Here is a 23,710-nt window from a genome sequence, read left to right on the forward strand (position 1 = left end):
ATTAATTTTTATTTAAATATTTGAATAACTATAAAATTTTATCGATATCCGCCGATGAAAGAATGATTTTATTTATTGGAGGATATTATGCATATTTCGCGTCAGAAATTTGAAATAAAAATCATATATCAAATAATTTCCACACTCTTTATTCTGCTGTTTCTTTTATCTTGCTCTAAGGGAGGTGGAGGATTTGGTGGTGGATACGATTCAGCTAATTCAAGTGCAAATGTAGTTACTCCAAATCCAAATGGTAACAATCAAAATTACTTACTTATTGGTGCAAAAGGAAGAAATGGGACTGGTTCTGTGTATCGTTGCTCACTGGACGGAGATGATTGTATAGAAATATTTGGAGGTTTAGCAGGTTATATTAGTGCGACAAATTTAACTCTTAAACAAAATGATTCTTTTGGATCAAGTATTGGTGTAAATGATAATTCAATTTATATAGGTGCTTTAAATAAAAGTGGATTTAATGCAGCTAATATTTTGGAACAAAATAATCCTAATGGAGCTGTATATAAATGTGATTTATCTGGATTAAACTGTTCTATAATAGACAGCAGTGGTTTAAAACTAATTACAAATGATAACTTTGGTACTAGTATTTTTGCAACTAATGACTCCATTTTTATTGGTGCAATTGGTAGAGATGGTGGTACTCCAGCACAATCAAATTTATATGATATGGGAAGTTTATTTAAATGTGATGCCGATGGAACAAAGTGTATAGAAATAATGGGTGGGAAAAATCAAACAAATCAAATTAGAAAAGATTTAAATGGTTTTGATAATTTTGCTTCAAGTATTTATTTAACAAATTCTAGTCTTTATATTGGTGCAAAAAATAAAAATGGTGGTAATGGTCGAGTATTTAAATGCAAAGCAGATGGCTCTAATTGTGTTCAATTTGATATCTCAAGGTTAAATTTAATAACTAATGATAATTTTGGATATAGCATAGCTGGATCTGATAAAAATATCTTTGTCGGTGCCATAGGAAGAGATAGTGGGCCTACCAACAAAAGTGATTTATATGATACAGGTGCTGTATTTAGATGTGATTTTGATGGAAAAAATTGCAGTGAAATTTATGGAGGCCAAAATCAAAAAAGCTTTAATGAATTAAAGCTTGGAGTAAATGATAATTTTGGTTCTGCATTAGCAGTTTATGGAAACTATATTTATGTTGGAGCTGTTGGTAGAAAAGATGAAACAGGAAAAAGAACAGGTTCTGTATTTAGATGTAAACTTGAGCCAGGGAAAGATAATGATAAACAATTAACAGATTGTATAGAACTTATTGCTGGAAGAACTCATGGGGTAAATAAAGCAAGAATTTTAGGGTTAAAAGAAGGTGACTCTTTTGGTTCAAGTATAACAGTTGCTACTTTACCTATGACTGAAACGGGTTTTATTTTACAAGATATTTATAAAGTTATTGGTAAAAACTCTGATAGTTTAATTGATGGATTAAGTACAGCAAATTTTACTGTACAGTTATCAGTGTTATGTGATGGGATGAATTCTCCAAATTCACAAATTTTAAGTAAACAAAACCTTATCATTAAATTATCATACAACAAAAACTGTACAGTAACAGTAGACAGCTTAACTATAAATAATGAAATTTTTAGTGCAGTATCACCAGCCCCTTTAAGTTTTAAAATTGGAAGTGATAAAAAAATATCTTCTCCTGATGAAGCAGCAATTTATACATCATCTCTAAATGCTAATAAATATTACATGAATGTCGCTAGTGAAAAGATTGGTACTTTTCATTTAGGTTTAACTGATGTCCAAAATAGATTTAAAGGAAATAACTTTAAATTTGTTGCATTTGATTTAACTTATGATGGGAAAGGATTACCAATTATCTTAGATAAATCTAGCTTATTTACTACTCTATTACCACCTGCTCAATCTGTTGGCTTTGTTTTACCTAATGCTAAGCAAGATAAATTTCATACTATAACTTGGGGGGGTGATACAGGAAAAGAACAATCTACATTGAAAGTTAAAGTTTATAATCCAAATGTGGTAGATGGATATGATGTTACTTTAATTGGGAATAGTGTACCCCAAAATTGTCCAACTTATGCAAATTGGCCTTTAACTTCAGCAGTAGCAATTAATTGTGGAGCAGATGGCAAAGGTAATAACTCTAAAGGCTTTATAATTAAGTTCTTACCAAATTTAAATGAAAATCTTCCTGAAGGTAATTATTTTGGTACTTTATATCTCCAAGCAATTAATTGGCATGACTTAAATGTATTCCAGAATATGTTAATTAATTTGAATATAACAATTCCAAAAAAATAGATTCTTTAGATTATTAGACTTCAATTATAAAATAAATTGAAGTCTAATTTATTTTTTCGGTGGATATTTCCTCAGTTTTCTTTGTAAACTTTGTCTATGTAAACCAAGTCTTTTTGCTGCATTTGTAATATTTCCGTTGCATTCCGCTAAAATATATTCAATATATTCTCTTTCATGCTTTGCTAAACTTAAAGGGGAAGAAACAAAATTTGTTTGTTGAATACTTACCGATTCATTAAACTCATCTTCAAATAATGCTAGTTCTAATTGTTTTAAATTTACAGGTTTTGTTAAATAATTTATTGCCCCTTTTTTAATAGCTTTAACAGCAGTTGCTAAACTAGGATAACCTGTTAGCATAACTATTTTACAGTTTGGGTTGAATTCTTGTAATAATTCAATTGCATCTATACCATTTTCATTTTTTAATCTTAAATCAACAATCGCATAATCAATAAAATTCGCTATTTTTGGAATTTTAGATGAGCTTTCTATTGCAAAAACAGTTAATCCTTTTTCTTCAAATTCTATTGCTAAAGAAGAGCGAAAATCTTCATTGTCCTCAAGAATAAGAATTTTTTTATTGTTCATGATTTACAACTTTCATTCTTTCCATATTGGGATTAAAAATTGGGCACATGCTCCGCCCTTTATATTGTCTAGTAAAATAAATTTTCCATTTACAGCTGAAGCCAAAGAAAAAGCATTATATAAACCTAATCCAACACCATCTTCTTTTGTTGTCAAGAATGGTTTACCTGCATATTGTTTAATTATTTTAGGCCAACCTGGTCCTTTATCGGATACGGAGAGATCAAGATACTGTCCTTTTTTCTGTAAAGTTATTTTTATTTCTAACAAGTTTGAGTTATTAGCCTGAATAGCATTTTCTAATATATCTATAAATGCTTTTGTAAATGCTAAAATAGGAATTTTACATTCAAAAAATTTTACTTCTTTGTCTGCAATAAAAATTATATTGTAATCTTTATTTTTCCAACTAAAGATTATTTTGCTTATTAATTCATATATATTTTTTTTCTCAAATAATGTTTTTTCATCTGAAAGTGATTTACTATGAATTTGCTTGATAGCATTTTCGCACTGTTCAATTGCTTTTTTTATTGAAAAAACATCATCATAAATTAAATTACTGTATTTTCTTTCAATACGTTCTGTTCTTAGCTTTATAGTATTTAAAGGGGTCGCAAATTCATGCGAAAATCCAGCTGAAAGTGCACCTATTGCGCGTAATTTATCAAGCCGGTTATTTTCACTTAATAGAATTTCTGAATATTTTTTTTGTTTACTTAGCAATCTTGATATCCAGTGTGTTAATATAAATATCAGAATGCAAATTCCTAATTGTCCAGATAAAAATAAAGGATTTTTATTAGGAAATAAACTAAATGCTGGAGGGGTGAAATTTAAATAATGCAAAAAAAGTATACTAAGAATTGAGCATGTGAAAAAAATTATTGCTTGTAATTTATGGAGTAAAATTGCTCCTAAAATAACATTTAAATAAATAATTTGTGCTAATGGATTCCAAATTCCACCTGTGATTACAAGTAAAAAAGTAATTGAAAATAAATCAGATATTAGTTGAAAAAAAATAAAATTAATAGAAATAATTTTTAATTTATGTGCTAAACAAAATGCTCCAACATTTAAAATACTTAAATTTAGAAGAGTTAATAAATAGAGAAGAATAAATTGAGATTGAATCCATTCCAGTTTAATGACAAAGTAGAGAAGAATTAATAGCAAGAAAATGACTATCCAGCGTAAATGAATAAGCCAGAATAATTTTGTTCTTTCTTCGTCCGGAAAACTATAGTCAAAGAAGAAACACTTAAGTCTTTGTAATAATTGTTTTAATCCCATTTTTTACCTAATTTAGAAATCTGGTCAGCTATTAAGTTGATCAGTAAAATATCTTTAGCTTACCTTAAGATGTTTACCAAGTTTTATTATTGAAAAAACCCTTTTTTAGCGCAATGATTTGTTGCACCATGGTATGATTTGATTCTTTCCTTTTTTTGTTTTGATAGTTAAAAGCTTTATGCTTTGATATGTTTTCTTGTAGCTAGGAGTTTTGAATGAGTAAGTTTACTAAAATGTCCTTATTATTAGGTATTATTGTTGCTTTTATTGCTTTAGTTTTATTATATTTGAAAAAAACAGAAGCTAAACCTTTAATTGAAATTCCAATGCACCTCTCAGCATATGATAAAAAAACGGGAAATGTTGAAAATTTATCCGCAAATCAGGCTTCAAAAGCTTTTGGAGTTCTTCAGTTTTTTTCTAAACCAAATTCAAAAAATATGAGTCAATCCATATTATGCGTTCAGGATCATCAGATTGTTGATAAAATTGATTTATATATGCCTGATATGGGCCATGGCAGTCAGCCCCCAACAATAGAAAAAATTGAAATGCCAAGCAATATAAGATCAAAAGCTTCATCAGAAATACAACTTGGATGTTTTAAGCTTGATAATATGCAGCTTTTTATGACTGGTGATTGGCAAATTCGAGTGTTTTATCAAAATGGGAATCTAGGATTATTTGATTTAAAGATAATTGAATAATCACTATCTATTTTTCAGATAGATTAAATCATCAAGAATAGCTAATGCAGTTTGCAGGGGCCCAACTCCACTTCCTCTAACAACTTGGGTTTTTTCATGGCCTAATTCAAAAACATAGGATACCGAATCAGATGAGCAATAAAGCGGTGAATTTATATCAATCTCAAGATAAGATAAATGAATTGCACCGTCTGCTTGTGCAGAACAAATGAGGCGAGTTGTTTTCCCTTTTTGTTTTCTGTATCTGATAAGTTCGGGATCGATATCTTTTAAATTTTGTAAGTAAATTGAAGAATCGTATTTGTATCCATATATTGCATTTGCAGCTATATTAGCAGAAATAAAAGCATTTTTTCCTATTAATTCATCTTCTATAGAGAATTCAAATATTTTTTTTTGTCTTCCTAAATCAATTGCGTTTTCTAAACTTTCACCATTTTCAATAAGCTCAATTAAAAACGTACTTACAGGATGGCAGTTAGCTCTAAAAGAAACGCATTTGTTACGAAGTAATTCTAGATTATTCTGGAGATATCTTCCAATTCCATTTAATGCAGCATTGATTCCAATATTTTTTGAATATTCTGTTAACAATATATCAATACCATAGAATAATGTGTCTCTCGCTGAGAAAATTACTTTATTGTTTTCTCTCAATATTTTCTCATAAATACTGTAATTTAAGTGTGAGTTTAATAATTGTGTTTCCTTAGAATCAATAATTATATTAGATTTATTTTCAACTTCAAGAAAATCATAAAAATTATTACTTGATATATATACGTTTAGGTTTTTTTTTTCATGTTCTTTTATATTAAGTATTTCAGAAATATTTAAGCCATCAGGATTGCTAATCGTTGATTTTGAATCCGAGGCCTCTGTTACCTTATATTCATTCTTATTTAAATTTTTTAATAAAGAGCAACCAACTTTACCTACGCCTTTGATTTGAATGGGAATTAACTTTTCAGACATACTGTTAAAAACCATAATTGTCTCCCAAAAATGAAAAATAAACATGTTTGAAATATAATAGTAAAAGAATAGAGCATGATTTAAAAACAAGGATTAAACTAAGACTTAGGTCAGATAGGAAAAAATCCTAATCGAAACAAATTTATATGATTAAAAATATTAAAAAAAATAAATTATGTCAATTCATTTCAGAAAATATCAACTTTGGATTTTTGCGATGGCTACATACATAATTATGGAAACAGTATTGGAAAGATTTAAACTTCTTACACCGGTATTAAACATTGGTATTGTTATTATCTCAGCTGTTCCTTTAGAAATTTCTTTTTGCATGATGTCTTTAGGGATTCCAAAAGTTTCAGCCCCAAAAACAAGTAGGTCACCTGGTTGAAATTGAAACTCATAGGGGGATTGAGTTCCTCCCGTTTCAACAAAAATGATTCTTCTGTTTTTTCTCGTCAATAAAAAAGATTCCCAGTTTTTATGCAAATAAACAGAAACATGCTCCCAGTAATCAAGACCGGCACGTCTTAAAGCTTTTTCAGTGATATGAAAACCCATGGGTTCAATAAGATGTAAAGTACAACTAAAAGCTGCACACATGCGGGCAATCGTTCCAGTATTAGGAGGAATTTGTGGGCAATAAAGAACAACTTCAGGGTGAAATTTTAATAACTCTTCTTTCACTTCTGGATATAAATAACCTTGTTTATCGAAGGAAAGCTTAGGTTTAGATTGAATTATGATATCATCTTTATCTAATAAAGTTTCACCTAGTTGATACATAAGTTTACCTGTGTACTCTGTTTCATTGCGGGATGTCATTTTCTTCATCCTCTAAATCTTTTTCAAGAGCATCGAGCATACCTGAAATATTTCTAAAAATTTCATTTAACCCAAGTTTTTTATCAGAACTTGTTGTAATTACTTGACTTGAATGCAGCGCTAGTTTTTTTGCATGAATTTCTCTTAATTGATGCCATTTGCTTTTATGTACTTTGTCACATTTTGTTTGTATGCAAATAACTTTTAAACCAAGTTTTTGAAACCAACGGGATAAGTTTTCATCCTCTGGTTGAATTTCTCTACGAATATCAATTAAAATAAAGATTGCAAATAGTCCTGTTCTTTCTTCAAAGAAATTTTGCATTTCTTTTTCCCAATGTGCTTGAGTAGTTAGTGCTGATTCTGCATAGCCATAACCTGGAAGATCTACAAGAAAAAAAGCACCTTTTTCCGCTGAAAATAAATTAATAGTTTGAGTTCTCCCAGGAGTATTACTTACTCTTGCAAGTTGTTTTTGTCCTCCGACAAAATTTATTAAAGAACTTTTTCCAACATTACTTCTACCAACCAATGCAAATTCTGGCGCGGAAGATGGGGGTAAATCTGAGTTCTTAAGCCCCGAACAAATAAATTCAATTCGCAGGGGGGTTTTCTTTTCTGATAAAGACAATATAAAATCTTGATTTGGTAGTTTAATCTCGCGCATGGGGGACTTTTCCTTTCCCGAGGTTGCGTTTTACGATGGGCAAGACTACATACAAACAGCGGGAGATTCCAAGTGTCTTTTTAGGATATTTTTAGGATTAATATCTTTGGAGGAAAAAATTTAATGTCTACGAATTATGATTTAATTGTTATTGGAAGCGGTCCAGCTGGTTATGAAGGTGCTGTCTATGCATCGCAGTTTGGCTTAAAAGTGGCAATTATAGAAAAAGATCAAACCCTTGGGGGAACTTGCTTGAATGTTGGTTGTATCCCTGCAAAATCAATGCTGCAATCAGCTCTTATGTTTGATAAAGCTAAAAAATTTGCAAGCTATGGAGTGAAAATAGCTGGTGCTGATAAAGCTGAACTTGATTTTCCACAAGTGAATAAAAGACGTGATGAAATAGTTAAGAAAATGACTAGCGGTGTTAGTTACTTAATGAAAAAAAATAAAGTAGATGTTCTGCGTGGATTTGGAACTATAACTGGAAAAGGTCAAGTAGAAGTTACAGCTGATGGTAAAAAAACTTCATATACATGTAAAAATATTCTAATCGCAACAGGTAGTAGAGCGCGCCATTTATCTCACATAAAGGTTGACGGAAAGAATATTGTAACTTCAGAAGAAATATGGGCTTGGGATAAAGTTCCTGAAACGATGGCAGTTCTTGGTGGTGGCGTAATTGGGTGTGAATTTGCCTCAGCTTATGGCCGTTATGGAACAAAAGTAACAGTACTAGAAATGGCAGATCAAATTTGTCCAACAGAAGATCATGAAACTGCTGCTGAATTAACAAAAGCATTAAAAAAACAAAATTGCGAAATTTTAACAAGCACAAAAACAAAATCAGTCACGGCTAAAGGTAACAAAGTTGAAGTCATGATTGAAGGAGAAAGTTCTCCAAGAGTTTATGACAAGGTTCTATTGAGCGTTGGGCGTGCTCCTAATGTTGAAAATATCGGCTTAGAAAAAGTTGGTGTTAAATTGGATGAACGCGGTTTCATTTCAGTAGATTTGAAAACTTATCAAACAAATGTACCTGGAATATATGCCGTTGGGGATGTTATACCAACACCTCAATTAGCTCACACAGGTTCTGCTGAAGCATTATATGCGGTTGATGTAATTGTTGGCAAAAAGCGTCATCCAATAAATTATTTAACAAATCCTGCAGCCATTTATACTTATCCAGAAATTGCTAGTGTTGGATATACAGAAAATCAATTAAAAAAAGCTGGTAGAGAATATAAATCTGCTAAGTTTCCTTTTTCTGCCATAGCCAAAGCCCACATAGATGATGTAGCTGATGGTTTTGTAAAAATTTTAACTGATTCCAAATATGGTGAAGTTTTAGGTGTTCATATTGTAAATCCAAAAGCCAGTGAAATGATCTCAGAATTTGCATTAGGTAACAATTTGGAAATGACTATTGAAGAGTTGGCACATACCATTCATCCACATCCAACTGTGTCTGAAATTATAAAAGAAGCTGCTCACACTGCAATGGGACATCCAATTAATATATAATATATTCATTTTTGATTTAAAAAACTGATACGAAAAGGATGTTTGTATATGGCAACTCAGAACGTGCTAATGCCTCAAATGGGAGAATCAATTCAAGAAGGAACATTAACCCGCTGGCATAAAAAGTTAGGTGAGAAAGTTCAAAGAGAAGAAATCTTATTTGAAATATCTACGGATAAAGTTGATACAGAAATTCCATCTCCTGTTACTGGTGTTCTTGTCCAAATTTTAGCTAAAGAAGGCGAAACAGTTAGTGTAAACTCTGTAGTTGCAGTCATTGATGATGCTGCTGCTCCAGGTGCCGTAGCTGAAGCTCCAAAGGAAGAAAAAGTAATAAAGCAACCACAACAGGTAATTCAAGTCACTTCTAAAGATGTTGAAATAAGCAATGATGGCTTGCAAAAAGTTTATGCAAGCCCATTAGCCAGAAAAATGGCCGAAGAACACGCGCTTGATTTATCAAAGGTACAAGGTTCCGGAGAAGGTAACAAAATTGTTAAAAACGATGTTCTTGCTGCATTAGAATCCAAAACAGTTTCTCCATTAGTTGCTTCCGCTGCAGCCGCAGCAACAGCTCCTGCTGCAAAAGCAAGCTCAGATCATCTCAAGTCAACAGGCGGTGGTTCTGAAGGAATTGTTGATGGTGTAAGAGTGAATCGTGTACCAATGTCTGGAATGCGCAAAAAAATTGCAGAACATATGGTTATGAGTAAAAGAACAAGTCCACATGTTACTTCAGTAATTGAAATTGATTTGCAAAAAATAGTCGATGTGCGTGCAAAATTTAAAGATAAATTTGAAGCTATCAATGGCTTTAAATTAACCTTTATGCCATTTTTTATGCATGCAGCTATCGAAGCAATCAAAGCTGTTCCAATTGTAAATGCTAGTGTTGATGGCGATACAATTCTCTACAAAAAAGATATTAATTTAGGCTGTGCAGTCGCACTTGATTGGGGATTGATAGTTCCTGTAATTAAAAATGCCAGTGAAAGAAGTTTTGTTGGACTAGGTAGAGAACTAAATAATTTAGCTGATAAAGCAAGAGGAAAAAAACTAGCTCCAGAAGACGTTCGTGGAGGAACTTTTTCTATTACAAACTATGGTGGATTTGGTACTGTTATAGGCCAACCGATTATAAATCAGCCTCAAGTTGCGATTTTTGGAATTGGTGCAATGCAAAAGAAACCTGTTGTTATCAATGATGCTATAGCTATCAGAACAATGTGCTATTGTGTATTGTCATTTGATCATAGAGTTATTGATGGTTCTGATAGTGGTAAATTTTTAAGTACAGTTAAAAATGTAATTGAAAATTGGAATTTACCTGTCATCTAAGGTAGATTATAATTTAAATTTTTGTTAAACCCAAAGGGTATTCCTTTGGGTTTTTTAATTTGTATATTGAGGATGTAATGAATTCTTTTCACAAAATAATATATAAATACTTTTTGTGTATGTTTTTTTTGCTAAAATCAAATATAGTTTATGCAAATTTACCTATAATTTGCATGGTATTAGATGTTGGTGGGAAAAACGATAAATCTTTTAATCAATCGGCAGTTGAAGGATTTCAACAAGCATTAGAATCACTTGCAATTTCAAAAGAAAGTAAATTTTTAGAAACTCATTCCGATCAACAAATTCAACAATTTTTAAGAGCTTTCAGTGTAGATCCGAATTGTAAACTAATTATTTCTGTAGGAGTTAACCCATCCAGTCATGTAAAAGCTTTGGCTGAAAAATATTCAGATAAAAAATATTTAACAATAGATGCTGAAATTCAATCTAGCAAAAAAAATGTGCGCTCAGCTCTATTTAGAGAAGATCAAGGTGCTTTTTTAATGGGTAGTATAGCCGCTATGAAAAGTTCATCAAAAAAAGTTGCAATGATAGGTGGTATGGATATCCCTATGATGAAGCGATTTGGAATGGCTTATGAAGCTGGAGCTAAACATATTTCTTCAAAAATTGAAGTTTTGTATACTGTTATTGGACCAAAAACCGAAGCCTGGAATAATCCTGCAAAAGCTAAAGAAATAGCAATTTCATTATTTAAACAAGGTTATGATGTTATTTTTCAAGTTGCAGGACCTTCAGGACAAGGAATTTTTCAAGCAACTCGTGAATTTAATCTTGATCATGAAAAAAATACAGGTAATGGGATTCAGAAATTTTATACTATTGGAGTAGATTCAAATCAAAATTCTATTATTCCAGGAGCTGTTTTAACAAGTATGCTAAAACACGTAGATATAGCTGTTTTTATGGCAATAAAGGATATAGTAGAAAATAGATTTACTTCAGAGACAAAATTTTTTGATTTACGAAATGGTGGAATTGATTGGGCTTACGATAAATACAATCGAATTTTATTAAGTGGTTTTGAAATTAGAAAAATTAATAAAATAAGATCAGAAATAATTGATGGAAAAATAAAAGTCCCTGACTATTATGAAATAGTGAAAAAAGCTAATAGCAAAACTTAAAATTAATATTTATTTTAAATATTTATCAAAAAATTGTTTGTATTTTTTTGTAGTTTTTAGGTTCTTTAATTCAATATCATATGCTTTCATTAATGCAATTATATCACCATATTTTTCATGAGAAAATTTTGAATTTTTTGCAAAAGTATTATAGTAAAGTTTTTTAAATAATACTGTATCATAATAGGTTATATTTTTTAAACCTAATTTTTTTGCTGTATATATTCCAATTTCTTTGTCTTGAGGATATAACTGTATTCTATTTCCTGCTAATTTTTTCATGTTACTTTCGACATTTAGGGATGGTTCAATGAGAGGATGATAAAGTTGATTTGGTTTGTCTACCCAAGGAAAAGCTTTCCAAAAATCTGAATTATAGGAATTTTCATGAATCACACCAACAATTAGTTTATGCGCTTTAATATCATCGTAACTTTTAATTTTGTATTTTTTCTTAGTTAGATTATTTGTAAATAAGACAAAAACAGTTTCCCATACAGCATTCTCTGGAAAGAATAAAAACTTTTCTCTTTCTGGGTTTTTTGAAACTTTAATTCCGATGTCAACCACTCCAGCTTCAAGCGATAATTCGCATCTTGCCCATGGCATTTGTTCGATAAAGTATTCCACACCCAGTTTATTAAATATATATGTAAAAATATCAATATCTATTCCTTTTACTTCTCCTGTGTCCCGATTGGCTTCGACATAGGGAGGACTTTGCTCTGTACAAATACGTACAGAGTTTCCTGCAAAAATAGAAAATTGAGAAAAAAATAAAACAAGAAAAATAAGACATTTAAAAAAGCAACTCATAGATAGTCCTGAAAAAATATAATTTATTGTCTTCAATTATAATAAATTATTAATAAATTAATATTTGTTAAATTGGATACAATTTTTTTGACTCTTTTTCGGATTTACATCTTTAGAGTGCTAAAAATTACAAAGAGTGAATCTTACATTCTTGCAGGTGCAGGAATTCCAAGTAATTTTAATCCTTCTGAAATAGCTTGCTTTGCGCATTTTACTAAATGCAAACGGGAATTTTTGATATTATCGGTAGCATTTTTAATGGGACAGTTTTCATAGAAGCGATTAAAACTTTTAGCAAGATCATATAAATAATTCGCTAGAATGGAAGGTCTATTCTGTAATCCAGCTTGTAATGCATACTCATTAAATTGTGACAAGAGAAAGACCAGTTCGTGTTCCTGAATTTCATTTAATTCAATTGAACTATTGGTAGGTGAACCAATTTTTTCCAAGATACTTGAGCAACGCGCATGTACATATTGTAAGTAAGGCCCAGTTTCTCCGTCAAGTTTAAGCCATTCTTCTAATGAAAAATTTATTTGAGTATTATTATCAACTCGTAGCATACCATATTTTAATGCGCCAATTGTTATAATTTTAGCAGTGTCTTCAATTTCTGTTTCGGACCATTGTCCTTTATAACGATCTAAGTAATCAGTAGTTACTTTTTGTTCCATTTTATTTTTTAAATCGAATAATTGTAATCCATTTAATTGTCTTGAACTAAAGGGTTTGCCATCTTCCGTATTAACTGTTTCATAAGATAAATGCACAGATTTTGTTGCTTGTGGATATCCCATAATTTCAGCAATTTTAAATAATTGTTGGAAATGTAGTTTTTGGCGAGAGTCCACAACAATAATAGATTTTGTTACTTCTGGATCTGAAAACTTTTTTGTTATAAGATCAATATCTTTTGTAAGATATAAGCCATTTCCGTCGGATTTTAACAACATTGCAAAGCCTAATTTCCATTCGGATAAATCTAAACCAATGGCTCCGTTGTCTTTTACAAATACACCTTCAGCATATTTTCTTTTTACTAGCTCTTTAGAAGGTGCTTCGCATTCGCTTTCAAAGTACCAAGTATCAAATTTTGTATCTAGCCAGTGGTAGATATTTCTTAATTCTTCAAGGCTCCATTCACGAGTTTCTTTCCAAAGATCATAGTAATTTCCTGATTTATTATTCAGTTGATGTAATATTTCAGAAATATCTTGTTTAACTTTTGCTTCTTTTTCAGTTTTTTCTATAGCTTTAAAAGCATCGACTGCTTCAGCATATATTTGCCCAAGCCATTGAGTTTTATTTTGAGTAGGTAAATCTTTTTTTGTCGGGTGGGTAAGATACCAAATTACCTTTGCAACATGTGTACCTACATCACCGGGGTAAGTTGCCCGAACAACTTTATTACCAATATACTCTAATAAATTAGCAACAGAGTCACCTAACACTAGACAACGCAAATGGCCTACGTGCATTGCTTTATGTGTATTTGGTTGAGAGTATTCTAAAACTATTTTTTCTTTTTCATTGTCTTGCAGTAAATTTTTATGAAAATAAGTATTGCTTGAAAAATCTAGAGCTAACTGGTTTGCACATTGATTAAAGTTACAATGAAAATTTAGATAAGCATTAATACAAGCTACTTCTTTAACAAATTTTTTATTTTTTTTATTTAAATTTTCACTTAATTTTTGAGCTATTTTATTTGGGGCTTGACGAAATGTTTTAGCAAATTGAAAACAAGGTAAAGCGGCTTGGCCAAAGGAGAACTCTGGAGGTATAGTCAACATTTTATAAATGTCTTCTTGTTTTGTTTGAAATTCTACATTTAATTCTGAGCTAATAATTATTAACTCATTATAAATGAGTTCAGCGATTTCTTGTTTAAAAGGATCATGCATTGTTGTCATTTCACACCAAATTTTTTGTTGGAATTTAAAATACTGTTTCCAGTTAGAATTTGCATATGACAAATTCTTTCCTGAGCGCAATAAAATTTGAGGATATTTTAAATAGCTAGAGATGTCTAGAATAAAATAGTTAACATTTGATGTTTTTTATTTGATTTTAGATAGTTATCTATCTTTGTGGACAATTTCATTGATATGATAGTTATCTATCTTTGTGGACAATTTCATTGATATGTTCCACAGGTATTACGAAAAAGGGATGTTCCGATTTTTCAACAAGTTTCAATATGTGAGGTTGTTCTAATTGATAATTTTGCGCTGGGATAAAGACTTTTTCAAATCCTAACTTTTGTGCTTCTTGAATTCTTGCCAAAGCATGATTAACCATTCTAATTTCACCTGATAACCCAACTTCTCCAAAATAAGCTGATTTTGCTGGTAAAAGTTTATTAAATAGGCTTGAAGTCACTGCCGCAGCTGTGGCAAGATCAATTGCAGTTTCGTATATTTTGAAACCGCCTGTAATATTTGCATAGACATCTTGAGTAGATAAATATAATCCAGCTCTCTTTTCAAGGACGGCTAGGAGAATTGTAAATCGATTGGTGTCAAAGCCTGTTGCTAAACGTCTGGGTGATGCAAACGAAGTTTTTCCTACAAGAACTTGAACTTCAAGTAGGATAGGGCGTGTGCCTTCCATGGTGATTGTGACTGCTGAACCTTCGCAACCTTTTTTGTTTTGATCTAAAAATAATGAACTAGGGTTCGGGATATCAACAAGACCATGGCCTTGCATGGCAAAAACTCCTATTTCTCCAGTAGAACCAAATCGGTTTTTTTGAGCCCGTAAAATGCGGTAACCACTTGAATGATCACCTTCTAAATGCATTACAGTATCAACAAGATGTTCAAGTAATTTTGGACCGGCAATATTACCTTCCTTTGTAACATGACCAATCACAAATGTGGAGATATTTTGACTTTTTGCATTTTGCAAAATGAGATTAGTACATTCACGTACTTGGCTTACATTTCCAGGACTTCCAGGCAGTTCTGGATTATATACTGTTTGAATAGAATCAATCACTAAAACTTCTGGTCTTGTGACTTTAGCTGCTTCAATAATTGCAAGAATATTTGTTTCATTTGTAACAAGAATATTCATGTGCAAAGAGCCTAGCCTTTCAGCTCTTAACTTAATTTGTGTACAACTTTCTTCACCGCTAGCATATAAAACCTTATACCCACGCTGCGCTAATCCATTTAAAGCTTGTAAAAGAAGGGTTGATTTACCAATACCAGGATCGCCGCTCAGTAAAATAAGGCTTCCTACTACAAGACCACCTCCTAGCACTCTATCTAATTCAGGTACTCCGCAAAAAAGGCGTCTTTCTAGTTTTTCTTCAACTTTTGGTAAAGGTTTGATGTCCGCTTTACTACCACTTAAATTTTGTTGATATTGATTTTTTTGAACAGTTTCTTCGTGAATGGAATTCCAGGCTTCACAATCAGGACATTTGCCCAACCACTTAGGATGAATTGAACCACACGAGTTGCAGACAAAAATTTGTTTTAAAGAATTCTTCATAATTAAAATCCGTAATTACTCATTTTTTTCAAAACAACCTAAGACTTCATAATGAGTGGTATGGCCGAAGGAATCAAATAATGTTAGGTTTGTTAATTGAAAGCCACCTTCTAAAAGAACACGTGAGTCTCTAGCAAAACTAGCTGGATCACAAGCGAGATATAAAATAAGAGCATTTTTTGCACAAATTTCGACAATTTTCTGCATATTAGTGATAGTACAGCCCGAACGAGGAGGATCTAATATTAAAATATGAATTCCATGATAGTTATTTGGATCCTTTGTTTTATTTTCAAACTGTTCTTGAATAAAATCATCGACATTTTGGGTTTTTCCTTGGACGGGTAAATTTTTATAATTTTGATTTAAAGATTCAATGGCTTCTTTAATACCTTCAATTCCATAGCAATTAATTTTTAAATTATATTGTAGACCAGCAAAGTATGGAATTCCCGTAAAAACTCCGGCTCCAGAATATAAGTCATAAGTAATAAAATTTTGAATTCTAAATTGATTTTTTTTGAGAAAAAGATCAATACTAAACTTTATATATTTATAATAATGAAAAATACAATTAATATGTGGTTGGATAAAACTTTGCTTTTTTAATTTAAATTTTTGCAAGTCAGGATGTTTGATTAAAATATGTTGATCTTGATTTATTTCAAGATTTTTTTCTATGACTTTAATAATATTTGAAATTTGCAAGTTTTTGTCAAAATTAAAAACATCTGCAACATGAATTATTATTTTTTCATCATCACTTTCAGTGATTTCAATTTCGCATTCCCAATGTTTGTTTTCTAAAAGAGAAACACATTTTAATAATGCTTTTTTAATAAATTCTATTTTATTATTTATAAGTTCAGTTGTAATTAAACAATTTGAAATATTAGTGACTTTATTTGAACTGCTTTGTTTAAAACCTAGATTTTTCCCATCAAAATGTAAACGGATTCTCCGTCGATAATATTCTTTTTTTAAGTATACAACTTCTAATATTTGTTCTGCTTTTAAAAAATGCGAATCATTCCATTTACCAATTCGTTTTAAAGTTTCAAAAAACCATTGTAATTTAAAATTACTCTGAAATTCAGAAGAAATATGTTGCAATTGACAACCACCACATAAATCATAATATTGGCAAGGAGGTATAGTTCTATAGGAAACTGTTGATTCTAATTTTGTTACTAAAGCTAATTTGTATGTAGACTTTTTTTTAATAATTTCTACTTTTGCTTTTTCTCCTGGTAAAAGATCTTTAACAAAAACAACAATTTGATCTTCACCTTTGGCAATTGCTTTCCCATCGGTTGATAAGCTATATGCTGTAATGATTTCTCTTTCATTTTTTTTTGAAACTGTATGAGAAAGTGAAGATTTTGAAACAGATTTTTGTTTAGATCGATTGCGTTGCATTTAGAATAAATACCTATTGATTTGGCGGAGGCCAAGGTTGTGTAAATTTAATGATAATATTTGATTTCCGTATTTGGATGCGAGTTCCTTCTGAAAGAGCTTCAACTTTCGAATTTTTTGCACTTTCTTCTGATAAATATTTAACAAAAGTAGGTTTTTCTTTCTCACTACCAATGTTTTTAGCATTTATCGTTCCCTTATTCATAATGATTTCAGATCCGGCTATTTTTCCAGGATCTCCTAGGCATTCCAAATTTCCATTTGTAATTACCTTAGAAGCCAAAATCGCTTTCTCAACTTTTACGTTACCTTCAACAATAAAACAACTTGATTGAATAAAAACTGCTTCAAGATTTCCATGAATTTGCACAGCTTTTGTTTCATCAGTTGAATTATTTGTTTGAATTCCACTTTTAGCTTTTACATTGCCCTTAACTTGAATTTTTGAAGCTGACCAAAACTCTTCAAGGGTTAAATCTCCGTCAACTATCCAATCTAATGCCCCTTGTAATTCACATTTTACAACTACGCTACATGGAAAATGGACTTTATGAAATTGATCGGGGCGGACATCTTTTACGGTATAAAAATCAACAAAATCAATTTTACCATCGGGTTGGATAATAGCTTGGCCACCTTTTGCACATTTAATTTCACCATTTTTGTCCATTATAAATTCAGGGTGCGTTGTGATGACTTTTTTTTCATCCACTTTTTCACCAGTTAAAGGAAGTACATTTGGTAATTCTTCGCCATATATTGTTTTCGCTAAACTTGCAGGTGTTGGTTGTTTAATGATCCCAAAAGGAATGCCTGGTCTTACCAGATCTTTTGGCATTGAAATAGGGTTAAGCCATTTGATTGTCGCAGGTTTTGCAGGTGTAAATGGACTCCCTTTTATCAAAACAAAATTTTTTTCAAATTGTTTTTGTTTTGAAGCTGCACATTTAATAAGTTCTTGAAAAGCGTCTTGTGTTGGCTTTGCTGAAAATCCTAATTTTACTAAATACGCTGTTAATTGTTCAAGTGTTAATTTTGCAGTTTCTGGATTAATATTAGTTTTAGCTGGAATAAATGCCTCCATTCCATCTGGAGCAGCAACAATTTGAAAGTATTTTTTTACTGAAGGGGATGCGTTAGGCGCTGTTGGACTTTTTGGTGGTTCAGGTGAATTCATGTTTTTAACTCCAAATGCGCAATAAAAATTGGTTTTAAATTAGTTTAACAGAAAATGGGACTTCTACCAAGAATAGCCAATACTTTAAGCAGATGGAGATGGATTACAAGAGATTAATATGCGTTTGGGTGGATAAGTCCTTTTACAGGAGTTAAAAATACGATTTTCATATCTAACCAAAAATTCCAATTTTGAATGTACCAAAGATCACATTCAATTCTTTTCTCTAAAGAAGTATTGCCACGCCAACCATTTACTTGCGCCCACCCAGTAATGCCTGCTTTGACTTTATGGCGTAATAAATATCCAGGTATTTGTTCCTTAAAATCATCAACAAAAACTGGACGTTCTGGTCTAGGTCCAACAACACTCATTTCACCTTTTAAAACATTTATAAATTGTGGGATTTCATCTAAACTTGTTTTTCTTAGCCACTTACCTATGGGAGTAGTACGATTATCATTAGATTTTGCCCATACAGGACCCGATTTTGCTTCAGCATCCACATACATCCCTCTAAATTTAAGACAATTAAATTTTTTTCCATCAAGTCCCATTCTTTCTTGTTTGAAAAAAATTGGTCCAGGACTGCTCAAACGAACTAATAAAGCACAAATTAAATAAACCGGGGAAAAGCAAATTAAAAATAGAAGGGAAAAGCAAATATCAAACAGTCGTTTTGAAATTAAGCCAAAGCTATGGAGTTGTGAGGAATTTAAAGATAAAGCCGTAATGCCATCAAATTGAATAGGATTTGGATTGAAAAAGGTTTTTTCTCCTGTATATGGAATAAGAAAAATATCAGCTAAACTTTTATCTAAATGTTTATATATTTCATTAACTTTAGTTGTTTCATGTGCACTTGGAGTTATGAAAATTAGATTTACAGGTGTTTTTCTTAAATAATCATCAATAGCAGTTATAGCAGAAAAAGAATGAGTTGCAGCTAGTTTTAAATTCCAATCTGAATGTGAATGAATAATTTTAGCTAAGCTCGTTGAATTTGGTCCTTCACCAATAATTATGGCAATTTTTTTATTTTTATTATGCTTTAAATATAGCCTGTTAAGTTTTCTTATTAAACTTCTTCCTATAGGCAGTAAAAAAATTACTAAAATAAAAAAAATTGCTAAAGTTAAACGACTATATCTATGATCATAAATAAAATATGATAATGTAACAAATATGAAAAAAGAAATAGTATGTTGTTTTGTTAAAAGGTAATTTTCTTCCCATATCCTTTTTTTTATTAAATTATTTTTATAAATACCAGAAGATAAAAAAATAAAAAAATAACTGGTAAGTAAAATAGGCAGTAGCTTAAGATAATTTGTTAATGAATCACTTCCTTTTGTAAGGGCAAAAATTTCGATATTAAAGCGTAAAATAAAAGCAAATATCCATGAAAAAGCTATAATTGAAAAATCTAAAATAGCTCTATAAATATTTAATTTTTCAACATGCCTACTAATAATCATTGCATATCCCTTTTAGAGTTTAAACAATCTAATAAAGTCATCATCATTTTTTGTAGAAATATTTCTTCTGAAAAATTCTCAACATGTAAAGCCATATTTTTTTTATCTTCAGGAGTAATATCCTTATTTAATGCCGCATTTAAAGCAGATAACATAGACTCTGTAGAAGTTTCGTAGAAAGTATATCCAGTAACTTTATCAATTACTGTTTCTTTTGTGCCACCTTTATTTGGTGCAACTACCCACAGTCCTGCAGCAGTAGCTTCTAAAGGTACAATACCAAAATCTTCAATAGCAGGAAATAGTAGGCAATGTGCTTGAGCGTAAATTGCTGGTATTTTCTCATCTTGTGGATCAATATAAAATTCAACTTTATCACCATACTTTGCTTTGGCTTTTAGTAACTCTTCGCCTTGGCCTGCAGCTATTACTGAAATTTTATTTGCTATGAGAAGATCTAAAGTTTGCAGCATTTTTTTATACGGAGTCCATGCTCCAAATAATAATACTTTTCTTTTTTGAGAAATTATGTTTTGTGCATTACTGATATTAAAATATTTAATATTTATAGGCGGGTATATTACCTCAGCACTTTTGCCATAATATAGTTTGCAACGTCTAGCAACAAATTGGCTATTTGCTATTATCTTATCAATTCTTACTGAAGAAGTAACATCCCATATTCTCAGTCTATTTAAAAGAAATCTTCTTAAAATCTCTAAAGGTTTTGTTAATTTAGGTTGTTGTTTAAAATAACGATGCTCCTGATCCCAAGCATAACGCATAGGGCTATGTATATAAGCGACATGAATAGCGAGTGGAGGTGGGATAATTCCTTTTGCAACACAACTACTACTTGAAATAATAAGATCATAATTTTCTAAATTAAAACTTTCAATTGCAATCGGAAAAAATGGCAATAAATTTTTATAAATTTTTTCAATCAAGGGTATTTTACTTAGGAATGAAGAAATAAATCGGTGTGAATGTTTTAATTGTAAGACTTTTCCAGGTTTTCCAAATAAATAATAAAGATCAGCTTGAGGGAATAAATTTAAAATTTGTTCAAGAACCCTTTCGCCACCTCTTCTGGTGAACATCCAATCATGAATAATTGCAACTTTTAATTTTGTTGTTTGAGCTACAAATTCTTCTTTAATTTCCATTATATGCTAGCACCCACAAGTAGTTTTTGAAGTTCAGTTTGATCATATTTAATTAGCAATGTATCACATCTTCTAACAAGAACTTTACCAATAGGTAAGTTTTTCTTTTTTTCTATATCAGCACGGGTTGCTAATTGTATTTCTGCACTTTGAGCTCTGCTGTGTTTAGAATGATGAACTGCTAAAATTGAAGCTTCTCTTATTGCTTGCGGAGATGGTTTTTTTCCTCCTTTTGGTTTTTCAAGCCAAACATGACTTCCTTCTCCTGTTAATACGTGAAGCCATGTATGATTTGAAGGCATCATTTTTAACATTTTATCACCATCTTCAGCTGATTTAGCAACGCGGATGAATTCACCAGTAGATGCAAAATAAATTCTAAATGGTAAACGTTTTTCTTTTTCTTCAATGAGTTTTCGTTCAAGTTTACTTTCTGTTATAGGAATATCTAAGATTCTACATAATTTTGAAATTAAAGGGAGATCTTCTTTTTCTAAAATTAAATCTAAAATATATTTAGAAAATTTATTGATATCTTTATTATAAATATTTGCATTTTCTTTTGAATAAATATCAATAAAATAATTTATCTCTTTTGCACAATTAATAATTAAATTTTTAAAGTCGTTTTCAGCTTGAATACTTTCTGCAATTCTAGTTGTAAGTTCTTGTTTTCTTCTCTTTAAAACATCTACTTCATGATGAATTTTATTTAAAATATCGCCAGGTTTTTCAGCTTTTTTAAGAGTGAAAAATGCTGGTAATCCAAATTCAGAAATAAATTGTGGTGGTACATACCATGTAGGAGAATCTTTAGGCCACAAATATAAGTTTGTTTTTAAACCCTCACTTTGTTTTAAAAGTCGAGAAATTTCTTTTTGATCTGGAAGATCTTGTTTTTGTTTTTGAATTCTTCGAGTCAAAAATTGAAGTTTTGTTTTTGTAGCTCTGCGAATATGAGTTGGTAAATTTTCCAAAGCAGTGACTAATGATAATTCTTCAGGTACCTTCGGTAAATTTAGCGGAACAAAAGCTTTACTTTCATGTTGTTTAACATGCTCTTTCTCATCGCTAATACCGGGCATCGGACAATAACCAATTAAGGGATTAAAAAAACAAGCTCTTTTCTTTGTTTTTGTATTTTCTTCACTCCATTCACACCAGCTTTCAAAAAAAATATCTTCTGGAGAAAAATGATGCCCACATTCAGTGATATATCTGCTTGGAACTCCTAAATATTTTTTAGCTAATATGATTCTTGGTGGCTTTGCATCTAAATCTAGTATCAAACTATCTGGTCCCGTTTCTATTTCAAGAAAATTTTCGAGATTTTTATTTGGTTCCCCAAATTCTAGAATTATGGTAATTGGTGCCATAGTCGCATAAGCGGAAATAATCTTTCGCCCATGCAAGTATTTACGTGCAATCTGAACAATAGAGTTAGGTTGTTTTAAAGGAATAGGTTTCAAGTGTGTCGTTGAAATACCGCTTTCACCTTTTTTCATACTTAAAAGAACAGTGCTTTTATCATCACCAGGTTTATAAACGGACAAGATAAGTTGCCCATGTTCTGAAGCGGTTATTTTTTGCAAACTTGTGTTGATCATTCTATGGAGAGGAGTGGAAAATTTTTTTGTCCAAATAGCAAGTTGTGCAATGTTGGAACGGTTATTGAGACTGATATTATTAGATGGGTTAATCTCTTTCACAATTGTCATCCTGTTCTTATTATCGTCTATAACTTGTTGACGACATTTATCCTTACAGTATTGTTCCAAACGTGTCTATTCTCATATTATGGAGTAAAGAGTGCAAGAGTTACAGGACATATATAGATTGCAAGCTTTTGTTACAGTTGTGCAAGAAGGATCTCTTTCATCGGCTGTTAATAAATTGCATATTACTCAACCGGCTTTATCTGCGCGGTTAAAATTACTAGAAGAAAGTTTAGGATGTGCTCTTTTAAAACGAACTGCAAGAGGGGTTCGTTTAACAACAATGGGAAAATTAGTTTACGGAATTGCAGTAGATATTCTAAAAAGAATGAATCAACTACAAACAACAGTAAGAAATCATTTAGAATTGCGTGAAGGTTTTGTTCATTTAGGTGGTGGAGCAACAGCTGTTGCTGGTGTATTTCCTGATGCAATATCTGAATTTAGAAAAAAATATCCTCAAATTCAATTTACTCTGCATGAAAAAGATTCAGCTACAGTAATTGAAGCACTTCATGATGGCTCCGTAGATGTCGGATTAATAACTAGAAATCCATTTATTTCTTCAAGTGAGGATCCTTTAATGGGTCTTAAAATTCATGGAGAAATATTAGACACTTTAGAAATTATCGCAGCTCCTGAAAATCCGTTGGTACAAATGTCTTCATCATTAGAGAAACAAGGAAAGACTTTGTTACCTATTCATATTAACAGACAGCCAATGATTTTGTTTGAAAGCGGTAGTGCAATACATGATATAATTGAAATGGAATTCAGAAAATTAGGAATGAAATATAGAACAGTAATGACTTTAAGATCTACACAAAGTATGATAAAAATGGTAGAAAAAAATATCGGCTTAAGTGTTGTAAGTTCGCACTCATTAAAAAATGAAAAAAATATCCATGTGTTAAAAGTACAGGGATTAAGAATGGAAAGATCTATTTTAATTTGTTCTTCTCAAGAACGTGAGCTTGCACCTGCAGCAGCTGAATTCATTCAGGTTTTACAAAAAATTTATCAATAAGTTGGA

Annotated in this window: 19 protein-coding genes; 6 read left to right on the top strand and 13 right to left on the bottom strand. The window is 31.0% G+C overall.

What is annotated here, in order from left to right:
• Positions 1 to 87: 87 nt before the first annotated feature.
• A complete protein-coding gene (locus tag GOY08_RS04430) occupies positions 88 to 2,325 on the top strand; it encodes a hypothetical protein (protein ID WP_158997524.1) in 2,238 nt (745 codons plus the stop codon).
• Between the two features lie 48 nt (positions 2,326 to 2,373).
• Here GOY08_RS04430 and GOY08_RS04435 read toward each other — a convergent pair whose 3' ends face one another.
• Both GOY08_RS04435 and GOY08_RS04440 read right to left on the bottom strand, forming a co-directional pair.
• Complete coding sequence (locus GOY08_RS04435; RefSeq protein WP_158997526.1) at positions 2,374 to 2,916, bottom strand: response regulator transcription factor; 543 nt, start codon at positions 2,914 to 2,916, stop codon at positions 2,374 to 2,376.
• Positions 2,917 to 2,928: 12 nt separating this feature from the next.
• Positions 2,929 to 4,212 (bottom strand): sensor histidine kinase, encoded by a 1,284-nt coding sequence (locus GOY08_RS04440; RefSeq protein ID WP_158997528.1) that lies wholly within the window; start codon positions 4,210 to 4,212, stop codon positions 2,929 to 2,931.
• 215 nt (positions 4,213 to 4,427) lie between these two features.
• Here GOY08_RS04440 and GOY08_RS04445 point away from each other — a divergent pair, with 215 nt between their 5' ends.
• Positions 4,428 to 4,919, top strand: a complete 492-nt coding sequence (locus GOY08_RS04445) for a hypothetical protein (RefSeq protein WP_158997530.1) — start codon at positions 4,428 to 4,430, stop codon at positions 4,917 to 4,919.
• Positions 4,920 to 4,922: 3 nt separating this feature from the next.
• Here the strand turns inward: GOY08_RS04445 and GOY08_RS04450 are convergent, their stop codons facing one another.
• From GOY08_RS04450 to yihA, 3 genes are all read right to left on the bottom strand, one after another.
• The gene (locus GOY08_RS04450) at positions 4,923 to 5,909 is read right to left on the bottom strand and encodes a hypothetical protein (protein WP_158997532.1); all 987 of its coding nucleotides are present in this window, start codon (positions 5,907 to 5,909) and stop codon (positions 4,923 to 4,925) included.
• A gap of 183 nt (positions 5,910 to 6,092) precedes the next feature.
• Entirely contained in the window at positions 6,093 to 6,719 is a 627-nt protein-coding gene (locus GOY08_RS04455) for a tRNA (cytidine(34)-2'-O)-methyltransferase (protein ID WP_202914022.1), read from the bottom strand.
• On the bottom strand, positions 6,703 to 7,386 hold the full coding sequence (yihA, locus tag GOY08_RS04460) for a ribosome biogenesis GTP-binding protein YihA/YsxC (protein WP_158997534.1): 684 nt from the start codon (positions 7,384 to 7,386) through the stop codon (positions 6,703 to 6,705). The genes GOY08_RS04455 and yihA overlap by 17 nt, the downstream gene beginning before the upstream one ends.
• 123 nt (positions 7,387 to 7,509) lie before the next feature.
• Here yihA and lpdA point away from each other — a divergent pair, with 123 nt between their 5' ends.
• The 3 genes from lpdA to GOY08_RS04475 all read left to right on the top strand — a co-directional run bounded on the left by lpdA (position 7,510) and on the right by GOY08_RS04475 (position 11,402).
• Entirely contained in the window at positions 7,510 to 8,913 is a 1,404-nt protein-coding gene (gene lpdA, locus GOY08_RS04465) for a dihydrolipoyl dehydrogenase (protein WP_158997536.1), read from the top strand.
• A gap of 48 nt (positions 8,914 to 8,961) precedes the next feature.
• Positions 8,962 to 10,251 carry a dihydrolipoamide acetyltransferase family protein gene (locus tag GOY08_RS04470; protein ID WP_158997538.1) on the top strand — a complete coding sequence of 430 codons (1,290 nt, stop codon included), beginning with the start codon at positions 8,962 to 8,964 and terminating at the stop codon, positions 10,249 to 10,251.
• A 77-nt stretch (positions 10,252 to 10,328) separates the two neighbouring features.
• Positions 10,329 to 11,402: a BMP family lipoprotein gene (locus GOY08_RS04475; RefSeq protein WP_158997539.1), complete on the top strand. Its 1,074-nt coding sequence runs from the start codon at positions 10,329 to 10,331 to the stop codon at positions 11,400 to 11,402.
• A 9-nt stretch (positions 11,403 to 11,411) separates the two neighbouring features.
• Here the strand turns inward: GOY08_RS04475 and GOY08_RS04480 are convergent, their stop codons facing one another.
• From GOY08_RS04480 to GOY08_RS04515, 8 genes are all read right to left on the bottom strand, one after another.
• Positions 11,412 to 12,218, bottom strand: a complete 807-nt coding sequence (locus GOY08_RS04480) for a substrate-binding periplasmic protein (protein WP_158997541.1) — start codon at positions 12,216 to 12,218, stop codon at positions 11,412 to 11,414.
• 143 nt (positions 12,219 to 12,361) lie between these two features.
• Positions 12,362 to 14,197 carry an arginine--tRNA ligase gene (argS, locus tag GOY08_RS04485; RefSeq protein WP_158997542.1) on the bottom strand — a complete coding sequence of 612 codons (1,836 nt, stop codon included), beginning with the start codon at positions 14,195 to 14,197 and terminating at the stop codon, positions 12,362 to 12,364.
• 139 nt (positions 14,198 to 14,336) lie between these two features.
• Entirely contained in the window at positions 14,337 to 15,722 is a 1,386-nt protein-coding gene (gene radA, locus GOY08_RS04490) for a DNA repair protein RadA (protein ID WP_158997544.1), read from the bottom strand.
• Positions 15,723 to 15,737: 15 nt separating this feature from the next.
• A complete protein-coding gene (locus GOY08_RS04495; RefSeq protein ID WP_158997546.1) occupies positions 15,738 to 17,141 on the bottom strand; it encodes a class I SAM-dependent RNA methyltransferase in 1,404 nt (467 codons plus the stop codon).
• A gap of 13 nt (positions 17,142 to 17,154) precedes the next feature.
• On the bottom strand, positions 17,155 to 18,318 hold the full coding sequence (locus tag GOY08_RS04500) for a FapA family protein (RefSeq protein ID WP_158997548.1): 1,164 nt from the start codon (positions 18,316 to 18,318) through the stop codon (positions 17,155 to 17,157).
• Between the two features lie 113 nt (positions 18,319 to 18,431).
• The gene (locus GOY08_RS04505) at positions 18,432 to 19,796 is read right to left on the bottom strand and encodes an undecaprenyl-phosphate glucose phosphotransferase (RefSeq protein WP_158997550.1); all 1,365 of its coding nucleotides are present in this window, start codon (positions 19,794 to 19,796) and stop codon (positions 18,432 to 18,434) included.
• On the bottom strand, positions 19,793 to 20,962 hold the full coding sequence (locus tag GOY08_RS04510; protein WP_158997552.1) for a glycosyltransferase: 1,170 nt from the start codon (positions 20,960 to 20,962) through the stop codon (positions 19,793 to 19,795). The genes GOY08_RS04505 and GOY08_RS04510 overlap by 4 nt, the downstream gene beginning before the upstream one ends.
• Positions 20,962 to 22,671 carry a hypothetical protein gene (locus tag GOY08_RS04515; RefSeq protein ID WP_158997554.1) on the bottom strand — a complete coding sequence of 570 codons (1,710 nt, stop codon included), beginning with the start codon at positions 22,669 to 22,671 and terminating at the stop codon, positions 20,962 to 20,964. Before GOY08_RS04515 ends, GOY08_RS04510 begins: the two co-directional genes overlap by 1 nt.
• A gap of 100 nt (positions 22,672 to 22,771) precedes the next feature.
• Between GOY08_RS04515 and GOY08_RS04520 the strand changes: the two genes are divergently transcribed.
• A complete protein-coding gene (locus tag GOY08_RS04520; RefSeq protein ID WP_158997556.1) occupies positions 22,772 to 23,704 on the top strand; it encodes a LysR family transcriptional regulator in 933 nt (310 codons plus the stop codon).
• The last annotated feature ends 6 nt before the right edge of the window (positions 23,705 to 23,710 follow it).

This window comes from Pigmentibacter ruber, from assembly GCF_009792895.1.
Taxonomy (GTDB): Bacteria; Bdellovibrionota_B; Oligoflexia; order Silvanigrellales; family Silvanigrellaceae; genus Silvanigrella; species Silvanigrella rubra.